24 protein-coding genes are annotated in these 25,534 nt (G+C 65.2%); 15 read left to right on the top strand and 9 right to left on the bottom strand.

Translation table 11 applies throughout. The features are described from left to right. Positions 1 to 39: 39 nt before the first annotated feature. From rapZ to JOE31_RS12365, 9 genes are all read left to right on the top strand, one after another. Positions 40 to 963, top strand: coding sequence for an RNase adapter RapZ (gene rapZ / locus JOE31_RS12405; protein WP_011691929.1), 924 nt, complete (start codon positions 40 to 42; stop codon positions 961 to 963). Further along, positions 963 to 1,982 carry a uridine diphosphate-N-acetylglucosamine-binding protein YvcK gene (gene yvcK, locus JOE31_RS12400; RefSeq protein ID WP_209744834.1) on the top strand — a complete coding sequence of 340 codons (1,020 nt, stop codon included), beginning with the start codon at positions 963 to 965 and terminating at the stop codon, positions 1,980 to 1,982. The genes rapZ and yvcK overlap by 1 nt, the downstream gene beginning before the upstream one ends. Before the next feature lie 9 nt (positions 1,983 to 1,991). Next, on the top strand, positions 1,992 to 2,972 hold the full coding sequence (whiA, locus tag JOE31_RS12395) for a DNA-binding protein WhiA (protein ID WP_011691931.1): 981 nt from the start codon (positions 1,992 to 1,994) through the stop codon (positions 2,970 to 2,972). 182 nt (positions 2,973 to 3,154) lie between these two features. Beyond that, positions 3,155 to 3,778 carry a superoxide dismutase gene (locus tag JOE31_RS12390; protein ID WP_043481406.1) on the top strand — a complete coding sequence of 208 codons (624 nt, stop codon included), beginning with the start codon at positions 3,155 to 3,157 and terminating at the stop codon, positions 3,776 to 3,778. A gap of 275 nt (positions 3,779 to 4,053) precedes the next feature. Then, positions 4,054 to 5,064 (top strand): type I glyceraldehyde-3-phosphate dehydrogenase, encoded by a 1,011-nt coding sequence (gene gap, locus JOE31_RS12385; protein WP_209744831.1) that lies wholly within the window; start codon positions 4,054 to 4,056, stop codon positions 5,062 to 5,064. 10 nt (positions 5,065 to 5,074) lie between these two features. Next, positions 5,075 to 6,301: a phosphoglycerate kinase gene (gene pgk, locus JOE31_RS12380; protein ID WP_209744828.1), complete on the top strand. Its 1,227-nt coding sequence runs from the start codon at positions 5,075 to 5,077 to the stop codon at positions 6,299 to 6,301. An 81-nt stretch (positions 6,302 to 6,382) separates the two neighbouring features. Then, positions 6,383 to 7,198, top strand: coding sequence for a triose-phosphate isomerase (tpiA, locus tag JOE31_RS12375; RefSeq protein ID WP_209744826.1), 816 nt, complete (start codon positions 6,383 to 6,385; stop codon positions 7,196 to 7,198). A gap of 49 nt (positions 7,199 to 7,247) precedes the next feature. Beyond that, positions 7,248 to 7,505: a preprotein translocase subunit SecG gene (gene secG / locus JOE31_RS12370; protein ID WP_011691936.1), complete on the top strand. Its 258-nt coding sequence runs from the start codon at positions 7,248 to 7,250 to the stop codon at positions 7,503 to 7,505. A gap of 144 nt (positions 7,506 to 7,649) precedes the next feature. Further along, a complete protein-coding gene (locus JOE31_RS12365; RefSeq protein ID WP_209744823.1) occupies positions 7,650 to 8,027 on the top strand; it encodes an RNA polymerase-binding protein RbpA in 378 nt (125 codons plus the stop codon). Here JOE31_RS12365 and pgl read toward each other — a convergent pair. The 6 genes from pgl to tkt all read right to left on the bottom strand — a co-directional run bounded on the left by pgl (position 7,998) and on the right by tkt (position 16,262). Continuing rightward, a complete protein-coding gene (gene pgl, locus JOE31_RS12360; protein ID WP_209744820.1) occupies positions 7,998 to 8,816 on the bottom strand; it encodes a 6-phosphogluconolactonase in 819 nt (272 codons plus the stop codon). The genes JOE31_RS12365 and pgl overlap by 30 nt on opposite strands. Beyond that, a complete protein-coding gene (locus JOE31_RS12355) occupies positions 8,806 to 9,747 on the bottom strand; it encodes a glucose-6-phosphate dehydrogenase assembly protein OpcA (protein ID WP_209744816.1) in 942 nt (313 codons plus the stop codon). The genes pgl and JOE31_RS12355 overlap by 11 nt, the downstream gene beginning before the upstream one ends. Then, complete coding sequence (zwf, locus tag JOE31_RS12350) at positions 9,744 to 11,306, bottom strand: glucose-6-phosphate dehydrogenase (RefSeq protein ID WP_209744813.1); 1,563 nt, start codon at positions 11,304 to 11,306, stop codon at positions 9,744 to 9,746. Before zwf ends, JOE31_RS12355 begins: the two co-directional genes overlap by 4 nt. Positions 11,307 to 11,321: 15 nt before the next feature. Beyond that, entirely contained in the window at positions 11,322 to 12,959 is a 1,638-nt protein-coding gene (locus JOE31_RS12345; RefSeq protein ID WP_209744810.1) for a glucose-6-phosphate isomerase, read from the bottom strand. A 6-nt stretch (positions 12,960 to 12,965) separates the two neighbouring features. Then, complete coding sequence (gene tal / locus JOE31_RS12340; RefSeq protein WP_209744807.1) at positions 12,966 to 14,081, bottom strand: transaldolase; 1,116 nt, start codon at positions 14,079 to 14,081, stop codon at positions 12,966 to 12,968. 63 nt (positions 14,082 to 14,144) lie between these two features. Continuing rightward, complete coding sequence (tkt, locus tag JOE31_RS12335) at positions 14,145 to 16,262, bottom strand: transketolase (protein ID WP_209748392.1); 2,118 nt, start codon at positions 16,260 to 16,262, stop codon at positions 14,145 to 14,147. A gap of 438 nt (positions 16,263 to 16,700) precedes the next feature. Between tkt and JOE31_RS12330 the strand changes: the two genes are divergently transcribed. Then, positions 16,701 to 17,660 (top strand): heme o synthase, encoded by a 960-nt coding sequence (locus JOE31_RS12330; protein ID WP_209744804.1) that lies wholly within the window; start codon positions 16,701 to 16,703, stop codon positions 17,658 to 17,660. 274 nt (positions 17,661 to 17,934) lie between these two features. Here the strand turns inward: JOE31_RS12330 and JOE31_RS12325 are convergent, their stop codons facing one another. The 3 genes from JOE31_RS12325 to JOE31_RS12315 are packed head-to-tail and all read right to left on the bottom strand — an operon-like array spanning position 17,935 to position 20,610. Next, a complete protein-coding gene (locus JOE31_RS12325; RefSeq protein ID WP_209744801.1) occupies positions 17,935 to 18,879 on the bottom strand; it encodes a heme A synthase in 945 nt (314 codons plus the stop codon). Between the two features lie 7 nt (positions 18,880 to 18,886). Further along, complete coding sequence (locus tag JOE31_RS12320) at positions 18,887 to 19,645, bottom strand: ABC transporter permease (protein WP_209744799.1); 759 nt, start codon at positions 19,643 to 19,645, stop codon at positions 18,887 to 18,889. After that, positions 19,642 to 20,610, bottom strand: coding sequence for an ABC transporter ATP-binding protein (locus tag JOE31_RS12315; RefSeq protein ID WP_209744796.1), 969 nt, complete (start codon positions 20,608 to 20,610; stop codon positions 19,642 to 19,644). The genes JOE31_RS12320 and JOE31_RS12315 overlap by 4 nt, the downstream gene beginning before the upstream one ends. A gap of 114 nt (positions 20,611 to 20,724) precedes the next feature. On the opposite strand from JOE31_RS12315, the gene JOE31_RS12310 reads away from it, so the two are divergent. Genes JOE31_RS12310 through sufC form a run of 5 tightly spaced genes read left to right on the top strand, consistent with a single transcriptional unit; the run spans position 20,725 to position 25,523 of the window. Further along, the gene (locus JOE31_RS12310) at positions 20,725 to 21,594 is read left to right on the top strand and encodes a metalloregulator ArsR/SmtB family transcription factor (protein WP_209744793.1); all 870 of its coding nucleotides are present in this window, start codon (positions 20,725 to 20,727) and stop codon (positions 21,592 to 21,594) included. Next, positions 21,594 to 23,057, top strand: coding sequence for a Fe-S cluster assembly protein SufB (sufB, locus tag JOE31_RS12305; RefSeq protein WP_011691949.1), 1,464 nt, complete (start codon positions 21,594 to 21,596; stop codon positions 23,055 to 23,057). The genes JOE31_RS12310 and sufB overlap by 1 nt, the downstream gene beginning before the upstream one ends. Beyond that, a complete protein-coding gene (sufD, locus tag JOE31_RS12300) occupies positions 23,057 to 24,307 on the top strand; it encodes a Fe-S cluster assembly protein SufD (protein WP_209744790.1) in 1,251 nt (416 codons plus the stop codon). Before sufB ends, sufD begins: the two co-directional genes overlap by 1 nt. Positions 24,308 to 24,326: 19 nt before the next feature. Then, positions 24,327 to 24,683 (top strand): non-heme iron oxygenase ferredoxin subunit, encoded by a 357-nt coding sequence (locus JOE31_RS12295; protein ID WP_209744787.1) that lies wholly within the window; start codon positions 24,327 to 24,329, stop codon positions 24,681 to 24,683. A 42-nt stretch (positions 24,684 to 24,725) separates the two neighbouring features. Further along, positions 24,726 to 25,523 (top strand): Fe-S cluster assembly ATPase SufC, encoded by a 798-nt coding sequence (gene sufC, locus JOE31_RS12290; RefSeq protein ID WP_209744785.1) that lies wholly within the window; start codon positions 24,726 to 24,728, stop codon positions 25,521 to 25,523. The last annotated feature ends 11 nt before the right edge of the window (positions 25,524 to 25,534 follow it).

Below are 25,534 nucleotides of genomic sequence, written 5' to 3'. Positions count from 1 at the left end.
GGTTGCGTCGAATTACATAGCAGGAATGGGGCTTTACTCATGGCAGAGTCAACGGCAGGATCCGAAGCGGAACAGGACGGCATGACGCCCGTCAGGCCCGTTGAAGCGGAACTGCTCGTGGTGACGGGTATGTCCGGGGCGGGGCGCAGTACCGCTGCGGACGCCCTTGAGGACCACGGCTGGTATGTCGTTGAGAACCTTCCGCCGCAGATGCTCGGCACCCTGGCCGAACTTGTGTCCCACGCCCCGCAGTCCATCCCCAAGCTCGCCGTGGTGGTCGATGTCCGCAGCACGGCTCTTTTCGCCGACATCCGGGCGGCGTTGAAAACCCTCGAGGCCAGCGGCGTCACGTTCCGTGTCCTGTTCCTGGACGCCAACGACGACGTCCTGGTGCGCCGCTTCGAGCAGGGCCGCCGTCCGCATCCGCTCCAGGAAGGCGGGCGGATCCTCGACGGCATCGCCTCGGAGCGGGATTTGCTGCATGAACTCCGGGATTCCGCGGACATCGTGCTGGACACGTCCGAGTTCAACGTCCACGCCCTTGCCACCGCCATCACCGAGCTCTTCAGCGAGACCGGTCCCGTCGCCCTGCGGCTGAATGTCATGAGCTTCGGATTCAAGTACGGGCTGCCGGTGGACGCGAACTTTGTTGTCGATGCCCGCTTCATCCCGAATCCGCACTGGGTCCCGCAGCTTCGTCCGCATACCGGCCTGGACAAGGACGTGAGCGATTACGTCCTCGAGGCCGAGGGCGTCAAGAGCTTCGTGGACCGCTACGTGCTGGCCATTGAGCCGGTCCTGGACGGGTACCGCCGCGAAAACAAGCACTACGCCACCATTGCCGTGGGCTGCACCGGCGGCAAGCACCGCTCGGTGGCCGTCGCCATGGAACTCTCCAAGAAGCTGGCGCAGTACCCCCGTGTCACGGTGACCACCACCCATCGGGACCTGGGCCGCGAGTAATGGGACTTCTTACCGGGCCCCTGCCCCTGGTTCCGCCGGCAGCCGGCACCGGCGGCGGGCAACTGGACAAAGGTCCGTCCGTCGTCGCCCTCGGCGGAGGCCACGGGCTCTCCGCCTCGCTGTCGGCCCTCCGGCTGCTGACCTCCGAACTGACGGCGATCGTCACCGTAGCGGACGACGGCGGATCCTCCGGCCGGCTCCGCGAGGAGTACGGCGTCCTGCCGCCCGGCGACCTGCGGATGGCCCTCACGGCCCTTTGTGACGACACCGACTGGGGGCGGACCTGGCGGGACGTCATGCAGCACCGGTTCAAGCCGGGCGCGGGCCGCGGCGGCTCGCTCGATGACCACGCTATGGGCAACCTGCTCATCGTCACCCTCTGGGAACTGCTGGGAGACACCGTGGGCGGCCTGAAATGGGCCGGCGCCCTGCTCGGCGCACGCGGACAGGTCCTGCCCATGTCCGGCGAGCCACTGACGATCGAGGGCGACGTCCGGGTACCCGGCCCCGACGGCACGTACACCCTGGAGACGGTCAGGGGGCAGGCCAAGTGCGCCGTGGCAGGTTCGCTGGAAAGCGTCCGGCTCCTGCCGGAGTCGGCGCGTGCATGTGTCGAAGCCCTGACGGCCATCGAACTGGCCGACTGGGTCATCCTCGGCCCGGGGTCCTGGTACACGTCCGTCCTGCCGCACCTCCTGCTGCCCGAGATGCGGCAGGCTCTCTCCGACACCCCCGCCAAACGGTGCCTCACCATGAACCTGGCTACGGACACCAAGGAGACCTCCGGGATGTCCGCTGCCGACCACTTGCATGTGCTGCGCAGCTACGCTCCAGACTTCAGTATCGACGTCGTGCTCGCTGACCCTGTGTCCGTGCCGGACGTCGAGGAGTTCAAGCGGGCCGCAGGGATGCTCGGTGCCGAGGTGGTGTTGGGTAAAGTAGGGGCGTCGAGCCGCCGTCCGATCCACGACCCCCTGCGTCTGGCAACGGCGTACCACGATATTTTCGGGAACAGTTAGGAAGGTGCCATGGCACTGACATCATCAGTCAAAGAAGAACTGTCCCGCCTGGACATTAAGAAGTCCTCGGTCCGCAAGGCAGAAGTCTCGGCGATGCTGCGATTTGCCGGCGGATTGCACATCATCTCCGGCCGCATCGTGATTGAGGCCGAGGTTGACCTCGCGTCCACGGCACGCCGCCTCAGGGCCGCGATCGCCGAGGTATACGGCCACCAAAGCGAGATCATCGTCGTCTCCGGCGGCGGGCTCCGCCGCGGCAACCGGTATGTGGTGCGGGTGGTGCGCGACGGCGAAGCCCTTGCCCGCCAGACCGGGCTGCTGGACGCGCGCGGCCGCCCTGTCCGCGGGCTGCCGTCGGCAGTGGTCAACGGTTCCGCCGCCGACGCCGAAGCCGTGTGGCGCGGCGCCTTCCTTGCCCACGGATCGCTGACCGAGCCGGGCCGGTCCTCCGCCATGGAAGTGACCTGCCCGGGGCCCGAGTCGGCCCTGGCGCTGGTGGGCGCGGCCCGCCGCCTCGGCATCCAGGCCAAGGCCCGCGAAGTCAGGGGAGTGGACCGGGTGGTCATCCGCGACGGAGACACGATCGCCGCGCTGCTCACCCGGATGGGTGCCCATGACGCGCTCATGGTCTGGGAAGAACGCCGCATGCGCAAGGAGGTGCGGGCGACGGCCAACAGGCTGGCCAACTTCGACGACGCCAACCTGCGCCGTTCGGCCCAGGCAGCAGTTGCCGCCGGCGCCCGGGTGGACCGCGCACTGGAGATCCTCGGCGACGACGTCCCGGACCACCTGAAGTATGCCGGTGAACTCCGCGTTGCACACAAGCAGGCGAGCCTGGACGAACTTGGCCGGCTGGCCGATCCGCCCATGACCAAGGATGCGATTGCCGGCAGGATCCGCAGGCTCCTGGCGATGGCGGACAAACGAGCGCTGGACCTGGGAATCCCCGGGACCGAGGCCAATGTGACGCCGGAAATGCTGGACGAGTAAAGGCGCCCCTAGAATCGAGACCGGGTAACGGAAATACCTCGCGGCGGCCGGAGGTTGTGCCCCAAGGGAGCCACCGCTCCGCCTGGATTCCGTCCCTATAGATTTCCGGGTGACCTGTCATCCGGATGCACAATCCGAGAGTTACCAAACCGGACAACCTGTCCACGACATTGGAGGATTTTGTGACCGAGTACGTACTGCCTGAACTCAGCTACGACTACGCAGCGCTGGAGCCCCACATCTCCGCACGCATCATGGAGCTGCACCACAGCAAGCACCACGCTGCCTACGTGACCGGTGCCAACAACGCGCTGGCCCAGCTGGCTGAGGCACGCGAAAAGGGCGACTTCGCCAACATCAACCGGCTTTCGAAGGACCTGGCTTTCCACACCGGCGGCCACGTCAACCACTCCGTGTTCTGGAACAACCTGTCCCCGGACGGCGGCGACAAGCCCGAAGGTGAGCTGGCCGCAGCCATCGATGACGCTTTTGGTTCCTTCGACGCCTTCCGTGCGCAGTTCAGCGCTGCCGCGCTGGGCCTGCAGGGTTCCGGCTGGGGATTCCTGGCCTACGAGCCCATCGGCGGAAACCTGGTCATCGAGCAGCTCTACGACCAGCAGGGCAACGTTGCACTCGGCACCACGCCGCTGCTCATGCTCGACATGTGGGAGCACGCCTTCTACCTGGACTACGTCAACGTCAAGGCTGACTACGTCAAGGCTTTCTGGAACATCGTGAACTGGGCCGACGTCGCCAAGCGCTTCGACGGTGCACGCAAGAACGCCACGGGCCTCATCACCCTGTAACGCCGTTCAGGTGTGACGGGCAAGACATCACCCTGTAACAAACTTCACATTTAGTCCGTTTCGGGCCGAATCGTGGACGGTCCGCCCCCGCACTTGCGGGGGCGGACCTTCTTAAACGTAAGATGGATCACGGAAGGCGGTTAGCCTTCAGCAATGTGGCTGGTCGCCCTCCGATCTGGTAATCATCTCTGCCCAATGGCGTGCGGGATCTGTTAGTTGGCTTGAACGCCCGCTCAACTAGTTGTGCTTCAACAAGCACCAAGGAGACTGAAAAAGTGACGACCCGTATTGGTATCAACGGCTTTGGCCGCATTGGCCGCAATTACTTCCGTGCTGCACTGGCACAGGGTGCTGACCTCGAGATCGTTGCAGTCAACGACCTCACCAGCCCCGAAGCGCTGGCCCACCTCTTCAAGTACGACTCCGTAGGCGGCCGCCTCAAGGAGACCATCGAGGTCAAGGACGGCAACATCGTCGTCAACGGCAATGTCGTAAAGGTTCTCGCCGAGCGCGACCCCGCGAACCTCCCCTGGGGAGAGCTGGGCGTTGACATCGTCATCGAGTCCACCGGCTTCTTCACCAAGGCCGCTGCCGCCAAGAAGCACATCGACGCCGGCGCCAAGAAGGTCCTGATCTCCGCCCCGGCCTCGGACGAGGACATCACCATCGTGATGGGCGTCAACCACGAGCTGTACGACAACGCCAAGCACCACATCATCTCCAACGCATCCTGCACCACCAACTGCCTCGGCCCGCTGGCCAAGGTCGTCAACGACGAGTTCGGCATCGAGCGCGGCCTCATGACGACGGTCCACGCCTACACGGCCGACCAGAACCTGCAGGACGGCCCGCACAGCGACCTCCGCCGTGCCCGCGCCGCCGCCATCAACATGGTCCCCACCTCCACCGGTGCGGCCAAGGCCATCGGCCTGGTGCTTCCGGAACTCAAGGGCAAGCTGGACGGTTACGCCATCCGCGTCCCCGTCCCCACCGGCTCCGCAACCGACCTCACGGTCACCGTTTCCCGCGAGACCACCGTTGAGGAAGTCAACGCAGCGCTGAAGAAGGCGTCCGAGTCCGAGGCGCTCCAGGGCTTCCTGACCTACACGGATGAGCCGATCGTCTCTTCCGACATCGTGGGCGACCCGGCCTCGTCGATCTTCGACTCCGGCCTGACCAAGGTCATCGGCAACCAGGTCAAGGTTGTTTCCTGGTATGACAACGAATGGGGCTACTCGAACCGCCTGGTCGACCTCACGGAGCTCGTCGCATCCAAGCTGGGCTAGGGTTAGACACATGACATTCCACACCCTCAACGAACTGATCGCTGATGGTGTCCGCGGGCGGTACATTCTGGTCAGAAGTGACCTGAATGTGCCGCTCGACGGCTCTGACGTGACTGATGACGGCCGCATTAAAGCGTCCCTGCCAGTACTGACGAAGCTCACGGACGCCGGTGCCCGCGTGCTGGTCACAGCCCACCTCGGACGCCCCAAGGGCGCCCCGGAGGAAAAATACTCCCTCAAGCCTGCCGTAACGCGGCTGGCCGAGCTGGCTCCTTTCAAGGTCACCCTGGCCGGAGACACCGTCGGTGCCTCGGCAAAGGAGCATGCCGCTGCGTTGCAGGACGGCGAAGTCCTGGTCCTTGAAAACGTTCGTTTCGATGCCCGTGAGACCAGCAAGGACGACGCCGAGCGCGGCGCCTTCGCGGACGAACTGGTGTCGCTGACGGGCGGGAACGGCGCCTTCGTGGATGACGCCTTCGGCGCCGTCCACCGCAAGCACGCCAGCGTGTACGACGTCGCCACCCGGCTGCCGTCGTACCAGGGCGACCTTGTGCACACCGAAGTGGAGGTGCTCCGCAAGCTCACCACGGAGACCCAACGGCCTTATGTGGTGGTGCTCGGCGGTTCCAAGGTTTCGGACAAGCTCGCGGTCATCGACAACCTGATTGGCAAGGCCGACACCATCCTGGTGGGTGGCGGCATGCTGTTCACGTTCCTGGCAGCGGCCGGCCACAAGGTTGCCGGCAGCCTGCTCGAGGAAGACCAGATCCCCGTGGTCCAGGACTACCTGAAGCGCGCGGCGGACGCAGGCACTGAGTTCGTTGTGCCCACGGACGTTGTGGTCGCGGCCAAGTTCGCTGCTGACGCTGACCACGAGACGGTCAGCGCCGACGCCATCGAAGGCAGCAGCTTCGGCGCGCAGGGCATCGGGCTGGACATCGGACCCGAATCGGCGGCCGCGTTCGCCGCCCGCATCAAGGGCGCCAAGACGGTGTTCTGGAACGGCCCCATGGGCGTCTTTGAGTTCGACGCCTTTGCCGGCGGCACCCGTGCCATCGCGCAGGCCCTCACCGAAGCGGATGCCTTCACCGTGGTCGGCGGCGGAGACTCCGCAGCTGCCGTCCGCACCCTGGGCTTCGCCGACGACCAGTTCGGCCACATCTCCACGGGTGGCGGCGCCAGCCTGGAGTACCTCGAAGGCAAGGAACTGCCGGGCCTCAGCGTTCTGGACCGCTAGATCCTCCAGCCGGCAGGGCACCGCACTGAAAGGTCGGGGCCCTGCCGGCTGTTCATATCACACGCACTTTTTGGAGAACACGTGACTACGTCAACGAATGGCAAGTTCGACCGCACGCCCCTGATTGCCGGCAACTGGAAGATGAACATGGACCACGTCCAGGGCATCACGCTGCTGCAGAAACTCGCTTGGACCCTGTCCGATGCCAAGCACGATTACAGCCGCGCCGAGGTAGCTGTCTTCCCGCCTTTCACCGACCTTCGCGGCGTCCAGACCCTCGTCCAGGGCGACGAACTGGAAGTCGTCTACGGCGGCCAGGACCTTTCGCAGTTCGATTCCGGTGCCTACACCGGTGACATCTCCGGCCAGTTCCTGAACAAGCTGGGCTGCAAGTACGTCCTGGTCGGCCACAGCGAACGGCGCACCATCCACAACGAGACCGACGAGGTCCTCAACGCTAAAGTGAAGGCCGCATACCGCCACGGAGTCACCCCGGTGCTCTGCGTCGGCGAAGGCCTCGAGATCCGGCAGGCCGGCACGCACGTCCAGCACACGCTCGACCAGCTCCGTGCCAACGTCGAAGGCCTCAGCGCCGACGAAGCGGCCGAGCTCGTGGTCGCCTACGAGCCCGTCTGGGCCATCGGCACCGGTGAAGTGGCAGGACCGGAGGATGCACAGGAAATGTGCGCCGCCATCCGCGCCGAGCTCACCACCCTGTTCGGCGACGAGGTTGCCGCGAAGGTCCGCCTGCTGTACGGCGGTTCGGTCAAGGCCAACAATGCGGCCGCCATCCTGAACGAACGCGACGTCGACGGCGTGTTGGTAGGCGGCGCCAGCCTCGATCCCGCCGAGTTTGCTAATATTGTCAGGTTCGAGAGTCACCTGCTGACGGATTAGTCCGGACACAGCCTTGACCCCCGCAATCATCAACTTCTGAAAGGCCGTCGTGGACGTTCTTCATGTCATTCTGCAGATCCTCCTGGGCATCACCAGCCTCCTGCTGACGCTGCTCATCCTGCTCCACAAGGGACGGGGCGGCGGTCTGTCGGACATGTTCGGCGGAGGCATGAGCTCAGGCCTCAGCTCGTCCGGCGTGGCGGAACGCAACCTCAACAGGTTCACGGTCATCCTCGGTGTCACCTGGGGCGTCGTCATCATCGCCCTTGGCCTTCTGATGCGCTTCTCCGGAGGCGGCGACTCCTAGCAGTCCGCCTGAACAATACCGGCCGGGAGTTTTCCCGGAATTTACACTCCCGGTACTAACGGCCCTGCCGCCGTCGGGAACTCCGCACTAAACTGTGGCTGTTGGCTTCCAACAACCGGTCAGTCGAGTAGCCAGGAGTTCCCGATGGTGCATGCTGCTTCTGGGTTCCGGGGAACCCGTGTGGGGGTGGCCGAAGGGTCAGCCCCGAAAATTCAGCCAAACGACGTTGTCGGTGAACGCTTGCCGCGTATTCGTGTTTCCTATTGGTGCGCCAAAGGACACGAGACGCGGCCTGTTTTCATTAAGCTCCCGGAAGACCAGATCCCCGTGGTCTGGGACTGCCGCCGCTGCGGCGGCACTGCGTCACGGGACGAGGCCCGCGTCGAGCTGCCGCACCATTCCGACGAGGGCTATAAAAGCCACCTTGAGTACGTTAAAGAGCGACGCTCCAGCCAGGACGCCGAAGACGTACTGGCCGGAGCGCTGGAGCGGCTACGAGCCCGCGGGACCTTTACGGACTAGCTGCTCGGGAACCCGTGACGCGGCATTCTCATCGATTAGCCACAGCGTCCGAGAGCGGCCGGTAGGTCCCGCCGCGGGGACCTGTACGGGGTTTGCGCCTGCCAGGGCAAGGCCCACGGCACCTGCCTTATCCTCGCCCGCAACGACCATCCACACTTCGCTCGCCGTGTTGATCGCCGGCAATGTCAGCGAAATGCGTTCGGGCGGCGGTTTCGGGGAATTCCGGACGCCCACAACCGTGAGCTCTTTCTCCCTGATGCCTGCCTGTTCGGGGAAGAGCGAGGCCACATGGGCATCCGGGCCTACGCCAAGGAGGACCACGTCGAAGCGGGGAAGCGTCCCCGGGTTCTCGGGACGGTCATCGGACATGTCCGCTGCATGCTCCGCCGCGGCTGCCTGGGCAAGCCGCCGCGCGTAGTCAGCAGCGGCATCTTCCGGACTGTCGAAGTCGTCCGTGGAGCCGGGTTCATGCACCCGTTCCGGGTCCACGGGGATGTGCGACAGCAGCGCCTCGTGCGCCTGGAGGGTGTTGCGATCGCTGTCTGAGCTGCCGACAAAGCGTTCGTCGCCCCACCAGAAGTTGACCTTGGACCAGTTCACTGCCGGAGAGGCCGCCGAGTCAGCAACCGCCCTGAGGGTGCCGATGCCCACAGTGCCACCCGTGAGCACCACCGTTGCCTCACCGTGTTTGTCCTGGACGTCCACGAGTTTGGTAATGAGCCGGGCCGCGATGGCAGCCATCAGTACGGATGAGTCAGGGTGGATGCTTACTCTGGGATCAGCGCTCACTGGGACGGACACTCCTTAGATTTGTGCGGGGCAGTCCAATAGTAATCACTTCACCGAAGACTTCGTCGGGATCCAGCCGCCGCAGTTCTTCGGCAAGGCAGTCCCTGAGGCTGCGGCGCGGCAGCGAGATGCGCTGTGCGGGCTGGCCCGGCTGCGTCAGTTCAGCCACAGACAATCCCGGGCGGAACAGCTGAACGTCGCCGCTGGCGCGGCTGAGCCGGACGCGCCGGATGCCGGTCCCGGCGGGGTCTGCCACGATGGTCACCGGGGCATCGAGGGCCAGTGTCAGCCAGGCTGCAAGAAGGAGGGTGCTGGGGGAGTCCGAGGCGCCTTCCACGGCGACGGCCGTGACGGGCGAAGAGTCGACCTGGTCCAGGACAGCGGCCAGCTGGATCCGCCAGTTGGTGAGGCGGGTCCAGGCGAGGTCGGTGTCGCCGGCCTTGTACGTATTCCGGATGTTGTCCAGTGCCTTCTGCGGGTCCTCCTCATTGGCGGAGTCGGTGATGCGGCGGTGCGCAATCCGCCCGATGGACGTCTCACAGGCGCTCTTGGGCGCACCGTGCGGCCACCAGGCCACGATCGGAGCATCGGGGAGCAGGAGGGCGGCAACGAGGGATTCACTTTCCTCGGCGAGCTCGCCGTACCCGCGGAGCACGATCACTTCGGATGCGCCGGCGTCGCCGCCCACGCGGATCTGGGCGTCCAGCCGGGTGGGGGAGTTGGCTCCGGCATCGGCAAGGACGATGATCCGGCAGGGGTGTTCCCGGCTGGCTTCGTTGGCCGCTTCAATAGCCTCCTCCTCCAGCCCGGACTTGGTGACCACCACAAGGGTGAGCACCCGGCCGAGCGCGATCACGCCGCCCTGCTCGCGCAGGGACATGATCTTCTTGGAGATGGCGGAGGTTGTTGTGTCGGGAAGATCTACGATCATGGCCTTCTCCAGGTTCGTCCGTCGCGGGCAAGCAGCTCATCGGCCGAGGCGGGGCCCCAGCTTCCGGGGGCATACGGCTCAGGCTGTTCGCCCAGGCCGGCCCAGTACTCTTCAAAGGGATCCAGGATCTTCCAGGACAGTTCCACTTCCTGGTGACGCGGGAACAGCGGCGGTTCGCCCAGCAGGACGTCCAGGATGAGCCGTTCGTACGCTTCGGGGCTGGACTCGGTGAACGAGTGCCCGTAGCCGAAGTCCATCGTGACGTCGCGGACTTCCATCTGCGTCCCAGGAACCTTCGAACCGAACCGGATCGTGGCGCCCTCGTCAGGCTGCACCCGGATCACCACGGCGTTCTGGCCGAAGTCGTCCTCGCCGTGATCGCGGAAAAGAAGGTTGGGGGCGCGCTTGAAGACGACGGCGATTTCCGTCACCCGGCGCCCCAGCCGCTTTCCGGCACGGAGGTAGAACGGCACACCTGCCCAGCGGCGCGTGTGGATGTCCACCCGGATGGCGGCGTAGGTTTCCGTGGTGGAGTCGGCAGGGATGCCTTCCTCCTCCAGGTAGCCAAGGACCTGCTCGCCGCCCTGCCAGCCGCCGGCGAACTGACCGCGCGCCGAGTGCGTCGACAGGTCCTCCGGGAGCTTAACCGCGGCCAGGACCTTTTCCTTCTCGGCACGAAGGTCATCGGCGTTGAAGGAAATGGGTTCCTCCATGGCCGTCAGCGCCAGGAGCTGGAGCAGGTGGTTCTGGATGACGTCGCGGGCCGCGCCCACACCGTCGTAGTAGCCTGCCCGGCCGCCCGTACCGATGTCCTCGGCCATGGTGATCTGGACGTGGTCAACATAGTTCGCGTTCCAGAGCGGTTCGAACAGCTGGTTCGCGAACCGCAGGGCCAGGATGTTCTGGACTGTTTCCTTGCCCAGGTAGTGGTCGATCCGGAAGACCGCGTCGGGCGGGAAGACAGACTCCACGATGTCGTTGAGCTGCCGGGCGGACTCGAGGTCGTGCCCGAACGGCTTCTCAATGACGACACGGCGCCACTTGTCACCCTCAGCCTGCGCCAGGCCGTGCTTCGACAGCTGTCGGCAGACCTGTTCAAACGCTTTCGGCGGAATCGAGAGGTAAAACGCGTGGTTGCCGCGCGTTCCGCGCTGCTCGTCCAGCTCGTCGATCGTGTCGCCGAGCCGCTCAAAGGCTTCGTCGTCGTCGAACTCTCCCTGGACAAAGCGGATGCCCTCGGAGAGCTGGTTCCACACAGCCTCATCAAACGGCGTACGTGCGTAGGCCTTGACGGACTCCTTGACCTCGGCGGCGAAATCCTCGTTTTCCCACTGCCGCCGGGCGAAGCCCACCAGGGCGAAGCTCGGCGGCAGCAGGCCGCGGTTGGCCAGGTCGTAGACGGCAGGCATGAGCTTCTTGCGGGCAAGGTCGCCGGTCACTCCGAAGAGGACCAGCGAGGAGGGACCGGCGATGCGGTTCAGCCGGCGGTCCCGGGGATCCCGCAACGGGTTGCGTCCCCGCCCTGCTGACTTCCTGCTGCCGTTTTCAGTTTCTGGCATGGTTGGTTCGGTGCCTTAGCTTTCAGTGTGGGATGCTGCCTGGCCGGCAAGCTCTGAAAAAATATCCTGCAGCTGCTTGACGCCTGCGGCGCGGTCTGTGAGGTGCAGGCGGAGGACCGGACGGCCGTGGTCGCTGAGAACCTGGGCGTCGCCGGCGGCCTGGGCCGAGATCAGCTCGCCGAACGTGAACGGCCGCTCCGGGATGGAGAGGTCCGTTGCGGACTCGGCAGTGACCTGCAGGAACACACCGATGGCGGGTCCGCCCTTGTGGAACTGGCCGGTGGAGTGCAGGAAGCGCGGGCCCCAGCCGAACGTCACAGGACGTCCGCTGACTGCTGCGAGCTGGTCACGGACACCTTCGAACGGGGCATATGCCAGCCGGTCGAAGTAGGCCTGGACGCTGAGGTAGCTGTCGTCGGCGAGCTGGGCGAGCAGCGCGGACACTGCGGCAGACGCCGTCGAGGCAGCTCCCAGCCAGTCGCCGCCGCGCACCTCTATGGCGCCGTCGACGAAGTTGGCCGGGGTCGGTTCCGGCTGAGCGTCCAGCAGGCCGCGTGCGGCCACCTTGGCGGCTTCGACGTCGGGCTGGTCAAACGGGTTGATGCCCAGCAGGCGCCCGGCGACGGCGGTGGCAAATTCCCACACCATCATCTGCGTCGCCAGGCCGCCGGCAATGGCTACCTCGTTGTCACCGAGCTGGACGTCGTCGGCGTCGGCAGCTACCAGACGCACCACCAGGACGTCGGCAGCGCCGGAGGTGACCTCCGGTGCTGACGGACCGGCGACGACCGGCAGAACTCCGGTGCCGAGCTTACCGGTGGATTCGGCGATGAGCTGTTCGGCCCAGTCGGCGAAACCGACGATCCCGGATCCGTCCTCCGCAATCACGATCTTGTTCCGCAGCGGGTTGGTGCCGCCCAGCGCGGTGCCCAGGGCGAGGCCGATGTTCTCGGGGGCGTCCTCGTTAAGGATCTCTGCTGCCTCTTCGGCCTCGTCCAGGAACGCCTGGATGTCCACGCCGGCCAGCCCGCAGGGGACCAGTCCGAAGGCGGTCAGTGCCGAGAAGCGTCCGCCGACGTTGGGGTCGGCGTTGAAGACTGCGCGGTAGCCGGCCTCCCGCGATGCCTTGTCCAGCGGCGAACCCGGGTCAGTGACGATGACGATACGGCTCTTCGCGTCAACTCCGGCATCGGTGAAGGCCTGCTCGAAGATCCTCCGCTGGGAATCCGTTTCGACGGTGGAGCCGGACTTGGACGAAACGACAATGGCGGTTTCGCCAAGGCGGTCCACCAAAGCAGCACTGACCTGTTCAGGGTCGGTGCTGTCAAGCACAGTCAGCTCGACGCCAGCGGTGCCCGCAATGACCTCGGGCGCAAGCGAGGATCCGCCCATGCCGCAGAGGACAATGCGCGTGACGCCCTCGGCCTTCAGTGCGTCGCGGAGTTCCAGGATGTCGCTGACCAGCGGCTGCGAGACGGTGGCCGCCTCGACCCAGCCCAGCCGGATAGCGGATTCCTGTTCGGCGTCGGGCCCCCACAAGGTGTGGTCCTTCGCGAAAATCCTGGTGGCGATGCGGTCTTCCAGCAGCGCGGGGAGGTGCTGCTCAAGTGCCTCACGGGCTGCGCCGGTGGCGTCGTAGCTGAGTGTGCTCATGATGGGTTAGGAAGCCTTCCGTGCAGAGGCCAGGGCGCCTTCGACGTCACCCAGCAGTTCCTTCCAGCTGGCCACGAACTTATCCAGGCCCTCGGACTCAAGCAGTGCCACGACGTCGTTGTAGGAAATCCCCAGCGCGTCGAGGGCGTTCAGCGTCGCGTTTGCGTCGTCGTAGCCGCGAGTGACGGTGTCGCCCGTGACCACACCGTGGTCGAACGTGGCGTCGAGGGTCTTCTCCGGCATGGTGTTGACCACGCCGGGTGCGACGAGTTCGGTGACGTAGAGGGTGTCCGGGTAGGCCGGGTCCTTCACACCGGTCGAGGCCCACAGCGGGCGCTGCGGGAGGGCGCCGGCTTCGGCGAGCAGTGCCCAGCGTTCGGTGGAGAAGAGCTCCTCGTACACCTGGTAGGCCAGGCGGGCGTTCGCCAGGCCGGCCTTGCCCTTGAGTGCCTTGGCTTCGTCGGTGCCGATGGCGTCGAGGCGCTTGTCGATTTCGGCGTCGACGCGGGAGACGAAGAAGGATGCGACCGAGTGGATCTTGGAGAGGTCGTGGCCGTTGCCCTTGGCCTGTTCCAGGCCGGACTGGAACGCGTTGATGACTGCGCGGTAGCGTTCCAGCGAGAAGATCAGGGTCACGTTGACACTGATGCCCTCAGCCAGGGTGGCCGTGATGGCCTCGAGGCCTTCGAGGGTTGCCGGGATCTTGATGAGGACGTTGTCCTTGTTGACCTTCTTGTACAGGTGCTTCGCTTCGGCGATGGTGCCGGCGGTGTCCCAGGCGAGGCGGGGGTCCACTTCGATGGACACCCGGCCGTCGACGCCCTTGGTGGCTGCGGCGACGGGGGCGAACAGGTCGCAGGCGTCGGCAACGTCAGTGGTGGTGATTTCGAAGACGGTCTCTTCAACGGTGGCACCGGCTGCTGCCTGCTCAGCGATGGTGGCGTCGTAGTCCGTGCCGGAGGTGATGGCGGCGTGGAAGATGGACGGGTTGGTGGTGACACCAACGACGTTCTTCTCTTCGATGAGCTTGCGCAGGGTGCCGGTCTGCAGGCGGCCGCGGGAGAGGTCGTCGAGCCAGATCGAGACGCCGGCGTCCGAGAGCTGCTGGGTAGGGGTAGTCATGTCATAACTCCTGGAAATCAGGGGTTCCGGGGGCGCAACGTCCCCCGGAACCGTGGGGGTTGATCAGTTGGAGAGGCCGGCGAGGGATTCCTTGGCCGCGGCGGCTACTGCTTCTGCCGTGATGCCGAATTCCTGGAAGAGGCGCTTGTAGTCCGCGGAGGCGCCGAAGTGCTCCAGGCTGATGGAACGGCCGGCGTCGCCGACGAATTCCTTCCAGCCCAGGGCCAGGCCTGCTTCGACAGACACGCGCGCCTTCACGGCGGGGGGCAGGACGGCGTCACGGTAGGCGGCGTCCTGCTTGTTGAACCACTCCACGCACGGCATCGACACCACGCGGGTGGCGATGCCTTCGGCCTGGAGGGCTTCGCGGGCGTTCACGGCCAGCTGGACCTCGGAACCGGTGCCGATCAGGATGACCTGGGCGTCGGCGGTCTTGCCGTCCTTGGAGGCTTCGGCCAGGACGTAGCCTCCCTTGGCCACGCCGGAGACGGCACCGAAGGTGTCACCCTCGGCGTCGCCTTCGCCGCGGGCGTAGGTGGGGATGTTCTGGCGGGTCAGGACGATGCCGGCCGGGTTCTCGTGGTTTTCGAGCATGGCCTTCCAAGCGGCGGAAACCTCGTTCGCGTCACCGGGGCGGACAACGTCCAGGCCCGGAATGGCGCGCAGGGAGGCCAGCTGCTCCACCGGCTGGTGGGTGGGGCCGTCTTCGCCGAGGCCGATGGAGTCGTGCGTCCAGACGTACAGGGACGGGACACCCATCAGTGCGCCGAGGCGGATGGCCGGGCGCTGGTAGTCGGAGAAGATCAGGAAGGTACCGGAGAACGCGCGGGTCTTGCCGTGCAGGGCGATGCCGTTCACGATCGAGGCGGCGGCATGCTCACGGATGCCGAAGTGCAGCACCCGGCCGTACGGGTTGCCCTTCCACGCATCGGTGGACCGGGACACGGGGATGAACGAGGGCGAACCTTCGATGGTGGTGTTGTTGGATTCGGCGAGGTCGGCCGAGCCGCCCCACAGTTCCGGCATGACCGGCCCGATCGCGTTCAGGACCTTGCCGGAGGCGGCACGGGTGGAGACGTCCTTGCCTGCTTCGAACACCGGCAGGGCAGAATCGAGTTCCACCGGGAGCTTGCGGGCCTCGACACGTTCCAGCAGCGCGGCGGCGTCGGGGTTGGCGGCCTGCCACGCTTCGAAGGAGTCCTGCCATTCGCTGCGGGCGGCCGCACCGCGGTCCACGACGGCGCGGGCGTGGGCCAGCACCTCTTCGTCAACTTCGAACGTCTTCGCGGGGTCAAAGCCCAGCACGCTCTTCAGCGCGGCGACTTCCTCGGCACCCAGGGCGGAGCCGTGGATCTTGCCGGTGTTCTGCTTCTTCGGCGCCGGGTAGCCGATGATGGTCCGAAGCGACACGATCGAGGGCTTGGAGGTCTCCGCTTTTGCAGCGAGGAGGGCGGCATACAGTTCCTGCACGTCTTCCTTGTATTCGCCGGTCTTCGTCCAGTCCACGCGCTGGACGTGCCAGCCGTAGGCTTCGTAGCGCTTGAGGACGTCCTCGGTGAACGCGACGTCGGTGTCGTCTTCAATGGAGATGTGGTTCTCGTCGTACACCACGACGAGGTTGCCGAGTTCCTGGTGGCCGGCCAGCGAGGAAGCCTCGGAGGTCACGCCTTCCTGGAGGTCGCCGTCGGAGGCAATGACCCAGATCGTGTGGTCGAACGGGGAGGTGCCGGCGGGAGCATCGGCGTCGAACAGTCCGCGTTGGCGGCGCTGGGAGTACGCGAAACCGACCGAGGACGCCAGGCCCTGGCCCAGCGGGCCGGTGGTGATTTCCACACCGGCGGTGTGCTTGTACTCCGGGTGTCCCGGAGTCAGCGAACCCCAGGTCCGCAGCGCCTTAAGGTCCTTCAGTTCCAGGCCGTAGCCGGAGAGGAACAGCTGGATGTACAGCGTCAGGGACGTGTGACCTGGGGAGAGGATGAACCGGTCGCGGCCGATCCAGTCCGGGTTCTTCGGATCGTGGCGCATCAGCTTCTGGAAGAGAAGGTACGCGGCCGGGGCGAGGCTCATCGCCGTCCCCGGGTGGCCGTTGCCTACCTTTTCGACCGCGTCCGCGGCCAGAATGCGGACCGTGTCAACGGCTCGCTGGTCCAAACTGGTCCATGACAGTTCTTGCTCTTCCAAATGTGGCACGAAAACCGGGCCCCTCTCTGTGCTGACGGCAGGTGGTACGAACAGGCCGGAGCGGGGACACACATAATGGCGCCCGCTGCGGTTAGTACCAGCCGTTCACCATTGAAACGTTGATCTTCATTCAGTCGCGTTCGAGATTCCGGGAATGCGCATTCCATTGGCATTCCTTGCGTGCTGATCTGCAGACAGCTTAGCCCCATTCCAAGGGCTGGTCAGCGTATATCTCACTAAGTGGACTGAATTTTCCTTATATGAATCACCACGCTGCGCCGCTGCCGTGAGGATCGGTTAACCTGCCGGAATCATGGGGGCTTTGGGCGCCGAAGAGCCACGGTATGATATTCGGAGGCCACCGCCGGAGGGAGCGGGCCCTTTTTGGGCCGCCGCCGCTGCGAGAACCAGCCGGACTGAACAGCCAGACAGAACAGAGTGACTGCCACCGTGAGCACAACAGATACGCCGCTGAACGCCTCCCGGCTCCCCGGAAAGATCGGGATAGCCCGCAAAGCCAAGGCGTACCTTGCCCTCACGAAACCGCGGGTCATCGAGCTCCTGCTGGTGAGCACGCTGCCCACTATGATCTACGCTGAACGCGGATTCCCCTCCATCGGGCTGATCCTTGCAACGCTCGTGGGCGGAGCGTTCGCTGCCGGTAGTGCCGGTGCATTCAACTGCTATATCGACCGCGACATCGACAAGTTGATGCACCGGACCGAGAACCGGCCCTTGGTCACGGGTGAAGTGACTCCGCGCGAGGCGCTGGTCTTCTCCTGGTTGCTGGGTGCGGCCGCCATCGCGATCCTCTGGTTCGGCGCCAACCCGCTCTCGGCGTGGCTAGGCCTCGGCGCCATCGTTTTCTACGTTGTCATCTACACGATGATCCTTAAGCGCCGCACGGCCCAGAACATCGTCTGGGGCGGAGCGGCCGGATGCTTCCCGGTGCTGATCGCCTGGGCCGCCGTGACAAACACGGTGGAGTGGCCGGCCATCGTCCTGTTCATGGTGATTTTCCTGTGGACCCCTCCGCACTACTGGCCGCTGTCCATGCGCTACGGCGAGGACTACCGCAACGCCAACGTGCCGATGCTCGGGGCAATCGCCGGCGCAAAGGTAGTCTCGGTCCAGGTTGTCCTGTACGCGTGGGCCATGGTTGCCTGCTCGCTGCTGCTGATCCCCGCCGGCGGGGCCGGCTGGGTCTACACTGTGACCGCCGTCGTCGCCGGCGCCTGGTTCCTGTACGAATCGCATGCCCTCTATAACCGGGCCCAGGGCGGCGACGTCTCCAACAAGGGGGCCATGAAGGTCTTCCACGGTTCCATCAGCTACCTGACCCTGCTCTTCATTGCATTGGCTGTCGACCCCTTCGTGGGTTCAGCCATCATGGGCTAGACGCTCTCTCACTTCCTGCCGCTTAAACCCGGACGCTCTCTCACTCTGTGGAACCGCACAGGTGAGGGAGCGTTCTGCTTTGCCGCCACAACTGAGAGAGCGTCGGGGGAAAACCTGCAGGATCTGAGAGAGCGTCGGGGAGGGGGAAGCGGTGGTGCTACTTTCCCGGGGTTAAGAAACACCCCGGACCATGCGGACCGGGGTGTTTCTTTCGAGCCGTCTGCTCGAATGGCACTGCCTAACCGGGCCCGGCAGTCTTGCCAGCCGGTAAGCCCTACTTGACCGGGCTGAACCGTGCGAGGTCCGCCGCGTTGGTGGCGGCACTCATGAGGAGAGCCGCACCGAGCATGTGGGCGCCAACCAGCAGCGCGGGAATGCCGTTGTAATACTGTGTGAAGCCGATGATTGCCTGGATCACCGTGACACCCAGCAGCATCAGGACAGCGGAGCGGAACGGTCCTGTGATTCGGCCGCGGAATACGAGGAACACGCCGAACAGTGCCCCGGCGGTGACCAGGTAGGCGGGCACGGCGTGGATGTGCGAGAAGAGATCCCAGTCAAGATCGTTCCGGGGAGCGTCGGCGTCACCCGCGTGCGGCCCCGCTCCGGTAACCACCACCCCGAGCATCACGGCGACGGCAGAAAACAGCGCGACGGCGGCCATCACCGGGCGGGCGGCGCCGGGAAGGGCGGGAAGCGCGACGGTGGGGAACCGTCCCGTACGCCCGTAGGCCCGGTTGACCAGCAGCGTGGCGATAACAACGAGGGCCATCGAGACCAGGAAGTGGAGACCGACGACCCACGGGTTGAGCTGGGTGAGCACCGTGATGCCGCCGATGACCGCTTGGGCCGGGATGCTTGCCAGCAGGCCCAGTGCCAGCAGGAAGAGGTCCCTGCGCTCTTTGCGGAGGTTCCACAAATACACCAGCATGAGCACCGCAATCGCCGCCAGCGCGAACGTCAGGAGCCGGTTGCCGAATTCGATGAAACCGTGGATGCCCATCTCCGGAGTGTTGACCAGGGACGCATCAGTACAGCGCGGCCAGGTGGGGCAGCCGAGCCCGGACGCAGTGAGGCGGACTGCGCCGCCGGTCACCACGAGCACCGTCTGTCCGATGAGGGAGAGGACGGCCAGCCTGCGGACGGTCGAGTCCACCGTGACTGGCAGCTTGGACGTCATGCGTCCGAGTATCTGGGGGAGGCGCGATGCCGTACTCACGTTTTTCTCAATTCCACTTGAACCAACGGATGGCCGCTGCGCCGGCGATTGCCGTCCAGAGCAGCAGGATTAGGGTGGCGCCTCCATTGAAGCTGCCGGCAAGGAAGGCGTCCCTCAGCGCCTCGCCCAATGCCCCGGAGGGCAGGAAGTGCACCAATTCCCGGGCCGGGCCGGGCAGCCGTTCGGCGGGCAGCACGATGCCGCCCAGGGCTCCGAGCAGGATCCACAAAAGGTTGGTGATGGCCAGGGTCGCCTCGGGCCGGACCGTGCCTGCGACCAGAAGCCCCAGGGCCGTGAACGCTGCCGCCCCCAGAACCAGCAGTACCAGCGCAGGCACCCAGCCCGCCGTCGTCGGCTGCCAGCCAAGCACGAAAGCAACTGTGCCCACCACGAGTACCTGAAGGACCAGTACGGCCAGCACGGCCAGGATCTTTCCTGCGATCAGGCCCGTGCGGCCCAGGGGAGTGGTGGACAGGAAGCGCAGCACCCCGTAACGGCGGTCGAAGCCGGTGGAGATGCCCTGCCCGGTGAAGGCGGTGGACATCGCGCACAGGGCGAGGATGCCCGGTACCGCCACGTCAACGCGGCTGCCGCCGAGGCCGTCCAGCAGCGGAGTGACGGTCAGGCCCACCAATGCCAGCAGGGGCAGCACGATTGCCAGAATGAGCTGCTCGCCGTTCCGGAGCATAGTGAGAGCTTCGTATTTGCCCTGGAGCAGAATGCGGCGAAGCAGCGGGGCAGGAGCGCTGCCGAGAACCCGGCTCATCGGATCTCCCTTCCCGAAATGTCCAAAAATACGTCTTCGAGGCTTCGGGCCTCCAGGCTCATGGAACCGGGCATGATGCCGTGCGCGGCCCACCAGGCTGTCAGCGCTGCCAGGTCGTCAGGTGTCAGCGCGCCGGTTGCGGCATAGCTCCCCGCGCGGGTCTCGCGGACGTCGACGGCGGCAGGCAGCACGCCCGCGAAGTCGAGTCCGGGCCGCGCCTCGAAGAGCAGCGTCCGGACATGTTCCTGGGCGGAGTCAGCACCGATGTTCCGCTGGAGCAATTGGGCCACGGTACCTTCGGCGACGTTCCGGCCTGCATCAATGATGTACACGTAGTCGGCCAGCCGCTGGGCATCGTCCATGAGGTGGGTCGTCAGGATGATTCCCATGCCGGCGTCCCGCAATTCGGAAATGAGCTGGAAGACAAGCTGGCGCGACTGCGGATCCAGCCCGGCGCTCGGCTCGTCCAGGAAGAGGACCTCGGGGTTTCCCACCAGGGCCGCCGCAAGGGCCAGCCGCTGCCGCTGGCCGCCCGAGAGGCGCCGGACCGTGGTCCGGCTGAAAGTGTCAATGCCAAGGCGTCCGATCAAATCATCCACCGGCCATGGATCCTGGTACATTCCGGCGATATGCTTCAGCAGGGGGATGGGACGGGCCGACGGCGGCAACCCGCCGTCCTGCAGCATCACGCCAACGCGGGAACGGAGGGACGCCCCCGAGGCGTCCGAATCCTGGCCCAGCAGGGACACCGCACCGCCGGACCGCCGCTGCAAACCCTGGGCGCATTCGATGGTGGTCGTTTTACCGGCACCGTTGGCTCCCAGCAGGGCAGTGACCTGTCCGCGTTCCGCGGTGAGGGATACGCCGCTGACCACCCTGAGCATCTTGCCGTCAAGGGAGGCCAGCGGGCCAACGTCCTTAATGAGTCCCGTAATGGACAGGACGGGGGAATCGGGAGATCGCACCAAAGCATTCTACGGGATGTAGTACGCACGCCACCCGACCGGATGTGACCGCAGGTCAGCCTCGCCTTACTGGAACGGGGGAGTAAATTACGACATGATTGTGTTGTGTATTCCATGAGCACTCGACTTTCTGCGCGCCGGACCGGGCAAGCCGCGCCTGCCGGCGCCGCCGGTTCGTTCCGGCCCGGGACGTCTGCGCCTGCAACACGCCAGGCGCCGGCGCCGCACACGTTGCCGGCGGACTCCGACGAGCGCACCCGCGACCGTGTACTGAATGCCGTACTGGAGCACGGGCCCGTCAGCGCTGCCGAACTCGGCGACCTGCTCGGCTTCACTCCCGCCGCCGTGCGACGCCACCTGGACCACCTCTCACGCAACGGCGTTATTGAAGTCAAGCGCGTCGCCAAAGCGGGTGCCGGCGCCGGACGTCCCGCCCGGCGCTACGTCCTCAGCTCCCAGGGCCAGTCCAGCCTTGGAGACGACTACCTCGACATTGCGGGCCAGGCCCTCCAGCGACTGGGCGAGATCGCCGGACCCGACGCCGTCCGCGAGTTCGCCGTCGAGCGCTTTGCCGACATGGAGCGTCGCTATGCCCCGGAGATCGAAGCCGCCGGAACGGACATCACTGCACGGGCGCAGGCCCTGTCCGCAGCGTTGAGCCGAGACGGGTTCGTGGCCTCCGCTGCCTCCATCGAAGCCAAAGCGCCACTGCCTGCCGCGCTCTCCAGCGTTCAGCTGTGCCAGGGCCATTGCCCCATCCAGCAGCTGGCCACCAAGTTCCCCGTGTTCTGCGACGTCGAGACCGAAGTATTTTCCCGGCTCGTCGGCGTCGACGTGCGCAGGCTGTCCACCCTTGCACGGGGCGGGCACGTCTGCACTACCCACATACCTACAGGCCGTCCGGCCGCCAAGGGGCCCTCGGGTCCCGGACACACCACGGACAGCCTGGGCGAAGTATCCAACCATCTGCAAGAAAGGCCGTGATGACGGACCAACTATCAGAGAATAAGGTTGCTGAAACTACTGTGATTTCGGAGATTCTGGAGAAGAACCCCGAGCTCCACGGTATCGGCACCTATGAGTACGGCTGGGCCGACAAGAATGATGTCGGAGCCAACGCGCGTCGTGGCATCAACGACGAAGTTGTCCGGGACATTTCGGCCAAGAAGAACGAGCCGGAGTGGATGCTGGATCTCCGCCTGAAGGGCCTGAAGTACTTCGACCGCAAGCCCATGCCCACCTGGGGTGCAGACCTCTCCGGCATTGACTTCGACAACATCAAGTACTTCGTGCGCTCCACCGAGAAGCAGGCCGCCACGTGGGAGGACCTCCCCGAGGACATCCGCAACACGTATGAGAAGCTGGGCATCCCGGAAGCCGAGCGCAGCCGCCTGGTTTCAGGCGTGGCGGCGCAGTACGAATCCGAAGTTGTGTACCACCAGATCCGCGAGGACCTGGAAGCCCAGGGCGTCATCTTCCTGGACACGGACACCGCCCTGCGCGAGCACCCGGAGATCTTCCAGGAGTACTTCGGCACCATCATCCCCGTGGGCGACAACAAGTTCGCGTCGCTCAACACGGCCGTATGGTCCGGCGGATCCTTCGTCTACGTTCCGAAGGGTGTCCACGTGGACATCCCGCTGCAGGCGTACTTCCGCATCAACACGGAAAACATGGGTCAGTTCGAGCGCACGCTGATCATCGCCGACGAGGACTCCTACGTCCACTACATCGAAGGCTGCACGGCGCCGATCTACACCTCGGATTCGCTGCACTCCGCCGTTGTGGAAATCATCGTGAAGAAGGGCGCCCGCGTCCGCTACACGACCATCCAGAACTGGTCCAACAACGTGTACAACCTGGTCACCAAGCGCGCCATCTGCGAAGAGGGCGCCACCATGGAGTGGATCGATGGCAACATCGGCTCCAAGGTCACCATGAAGTACCCGGCCGTCTACCTCGTGGGCGAGCACGCCAAGGGTGAGACTCTTTCCATCGCGTTCGCCGGCGAAGGCCAGCACCAGGACACGGGATCGAAGATGGTGCACATTGCGCCGAACACCAAGAGCTCCATCGTCTCCAAGTCCGTGGCCCGCGGCGGCGGCCGTGCCGCTTACCGCGGCCTGGTCCAGGTCCGCGAAGGCGCTAAGCACTCGGCCAACACCGTCCGCTGTGACGCCCTGCTCGTCGACACGATCAGCCGGTCGGACACCTACCCGTACATCGACATCCGTGAAGATGACGTCCAGCTGGGTCACGAGGCAACCGTCTCGCGCGTTTCCGAAGAGCAGCTCTTCTATCTGATGTCACGCGGCATGCGCGAAGACGAGGCCATGGCGATGATCGTTCGCGGCTTCATCGAGCCGATTGCCCGTGAGCTGCCGATGGAATATGCCCTCGAGCTGAACCGCCTCATTGAACTCCAGATGGAAGGATCCGTCGGTTAATGACTGCCGAAATTACTACTGAAAAGGCCCGCATCGGAGCGCCTTCCATCGCAGGCTTCACCGAGGAAGGCGAGGGGCTGGTCGCCGCCAAGGTGGACCACAGCCACAATCACGGCGTGACCGTGATGTCCTCCCGCGCCGAACGCCTCACGAGCTTCAATGTTGCCGACTTCCCGCTGCCCACGGGCCGCGAGGAGGAGTGGCGCTTCAGCCCCGTCCGCGCCCTGGCCACCCTGCTCTCCGACACCGCGACGGACCTCGAACCCGTTCCGGCCGCCGACTTCACGGTCGAAGCGCCGGAAGGCTACGTCCGCGGCACGCTGGCCCCCGGAGCCGCGCCCCGCGGAACCGTCCTGGTCCCGGCCGACCGGGCCGCCGCCGTCGCGTCCGCCAACACGGACGAGGCACTGCACGTGGTCATCCCCGCTGAAGCCGAGCCGGCCGAGCCGCTGCGGATACTGGTCCACGGCGCAGCCGCAGGCCGCCGCTCGAACGCACACTATGTGCTGGAAGCGGGCGCCAACTCGCGCAGCGTTGTGATCCTGGAGCACACCGGTGCTGCCGACCACAACGGCAACCTGGAAGTCATCGTCGGCGAGGGCGCGCACCTCACCGTGATCTCGGTGCAGCTCTGGGAAGACGACGCCAGGCATCTGGCCCAGCACGACGCGCAGGTGGGCAAGGACGCTGTGTACAAGCACATCGCCGTTTCCCTGGGCGGCTCCATCGTGCGCCTGAACTCCAACGTGCGCTTCTCGGGCGAGGGTGCCGAGGCCGAGCTGCTGGGCCTCTACTTCGCTGACGCGGGCCAGCACCTGGAGCACCGTTCCTTCGTTGACCACAACGTGCCCAACTGCAAGTCCAACGTGCTCTACAAGGGCGCCCTGCAGGGCAAGGACGCACACACCGTATGGGTGGGCGACGTCCTGATCCAGAAGCAGGCCGTCGGCACCGACTCCTACGAGAAGAACCAGAACCTGGTTCTGACGGACGGCTGCCGTGCCGACTCGGTTCCGAACCTTGAAATCGAAACGGGACTCATCGAGGGTGCCGGCCACGCCAGCTCCACCGGACGTTTCGATGACGAGCACTTGTTCTACCTCATGGCCCGCGGCATCCCCGAGGATGTTGCCCGCCGTCTCGTTGTCCGCGGCTTCCTCAACGAGATCATCCAGAAGATCAAGGTTCCGGCACTCGAAGAGCGCCTGACTGTCGCTGTTGAGCGCGAGCTCGCCGCGAGCGAGAACTGAAACAGGCAGGCAGGAACGCATGAGTGAACAACCCAAGGGTGAGCTGGTATGCAATGCCAACGACATCCAGGTGAAACAGGCGCTGCGGATCCTGATCGATGACTACCCGGTAGCCATCGTCAAGGATTCGATGGGCGAAATCCACGCCATCGGAGACACGTGCTCGCATGCGGACATTTCGCTGTCCGAAGGCGAAGTGGAAGGCTGTGCGATCGAGTGCTGGGGCCACGGCTCCCAGTTCGATCTGCGCAACGGCCAGCCTCTTCAGCTTCCTGCCTACGATCCCGTACCGGTCTTCGCTGTCCAGCTTCACGGTGACGACGTCTACGTGGATGTGACCAATGTTCTGAACGGCGCCACGGTCAACAACTACTGAGCGCCCGGCTTCACAAGACTTACGAACGAAAGAAAGAAGAGCATGTCAACTCTTGAGATCAAGGACCTGCACGTCAGCATTGAGACGGAGCAGGGCACCAAGGAGATCCTGAAGGGCGTCAGCCTGACCATCAGGACCGGCGAGACCCACGCCATCATGGGCCCCAACGGCTCAGGCAAGTCCACGCTGGCGTCGACCATTGCCGGCCACCCGCGCTACAACGTCACCAGCGGCACCATCACGCTCGACGGTGAAGACGTCCTGGCCATGAGCGTGGACGAGCGCGCCCGCGCCGGCCTGTTCCTGGCCATGCAGTACCCCGTGGAGGTTCCCGGCGTCAGCATGACCAACTTCCTGCGGACCGCCAAGACCGCCATCGACGGCGAGGCTCCCAAGCTGCGTACCTGGACCAAGGACGTCAAGGCTGCAATGCAGAAGCTGCGCATCGACGCCGACTTCACCCAGCGCAACGTCAACGAAGGTTTCTCCGGCGGCGAGAAGAAGCGCGTGGAGATCCTCCAGCTGGAGCTCTTCAAGCCGAAGTTCGCCGTCCTGGACGAGACCGACTCCGGCCTGGACGTCGACGCCTTGAAGGTCGTTTCCGAAGGCGTCAACCGCGCCCACGCCGAAGGCAACATGGGCACCCTGCTCATCACGCACTACACGCGGATCCTGCGCTACATCAAGCCTGAGTTCGTCCACGTCTTCGTCGACGGCCAGGTTGTCGAAGAGGGCGGCCCGGAACTTGCCGACCGCCTCGAAGAAGAAGGCTACGACCGTTACGCCAAGGGTGCGGGCGCAGCCACCATCGCTGCAGCCGACGCTGCAGTCCAGGGCTAGTTAGGACAACG

It is taken from the genome of Arthrobacter sp. PvP023 (assembly GCF_017832975.1).
Classification (GTDB): domain Bacteria; phylum Actinomycetota; class Actinomycetes; order Actinomycetales; family Micrococcaceae; genus Arthrobacter.
Note: the sequence above shows the minus strand (reverse complement) of the source record. Positions and strands in the feature narration are given on the sequence as shown.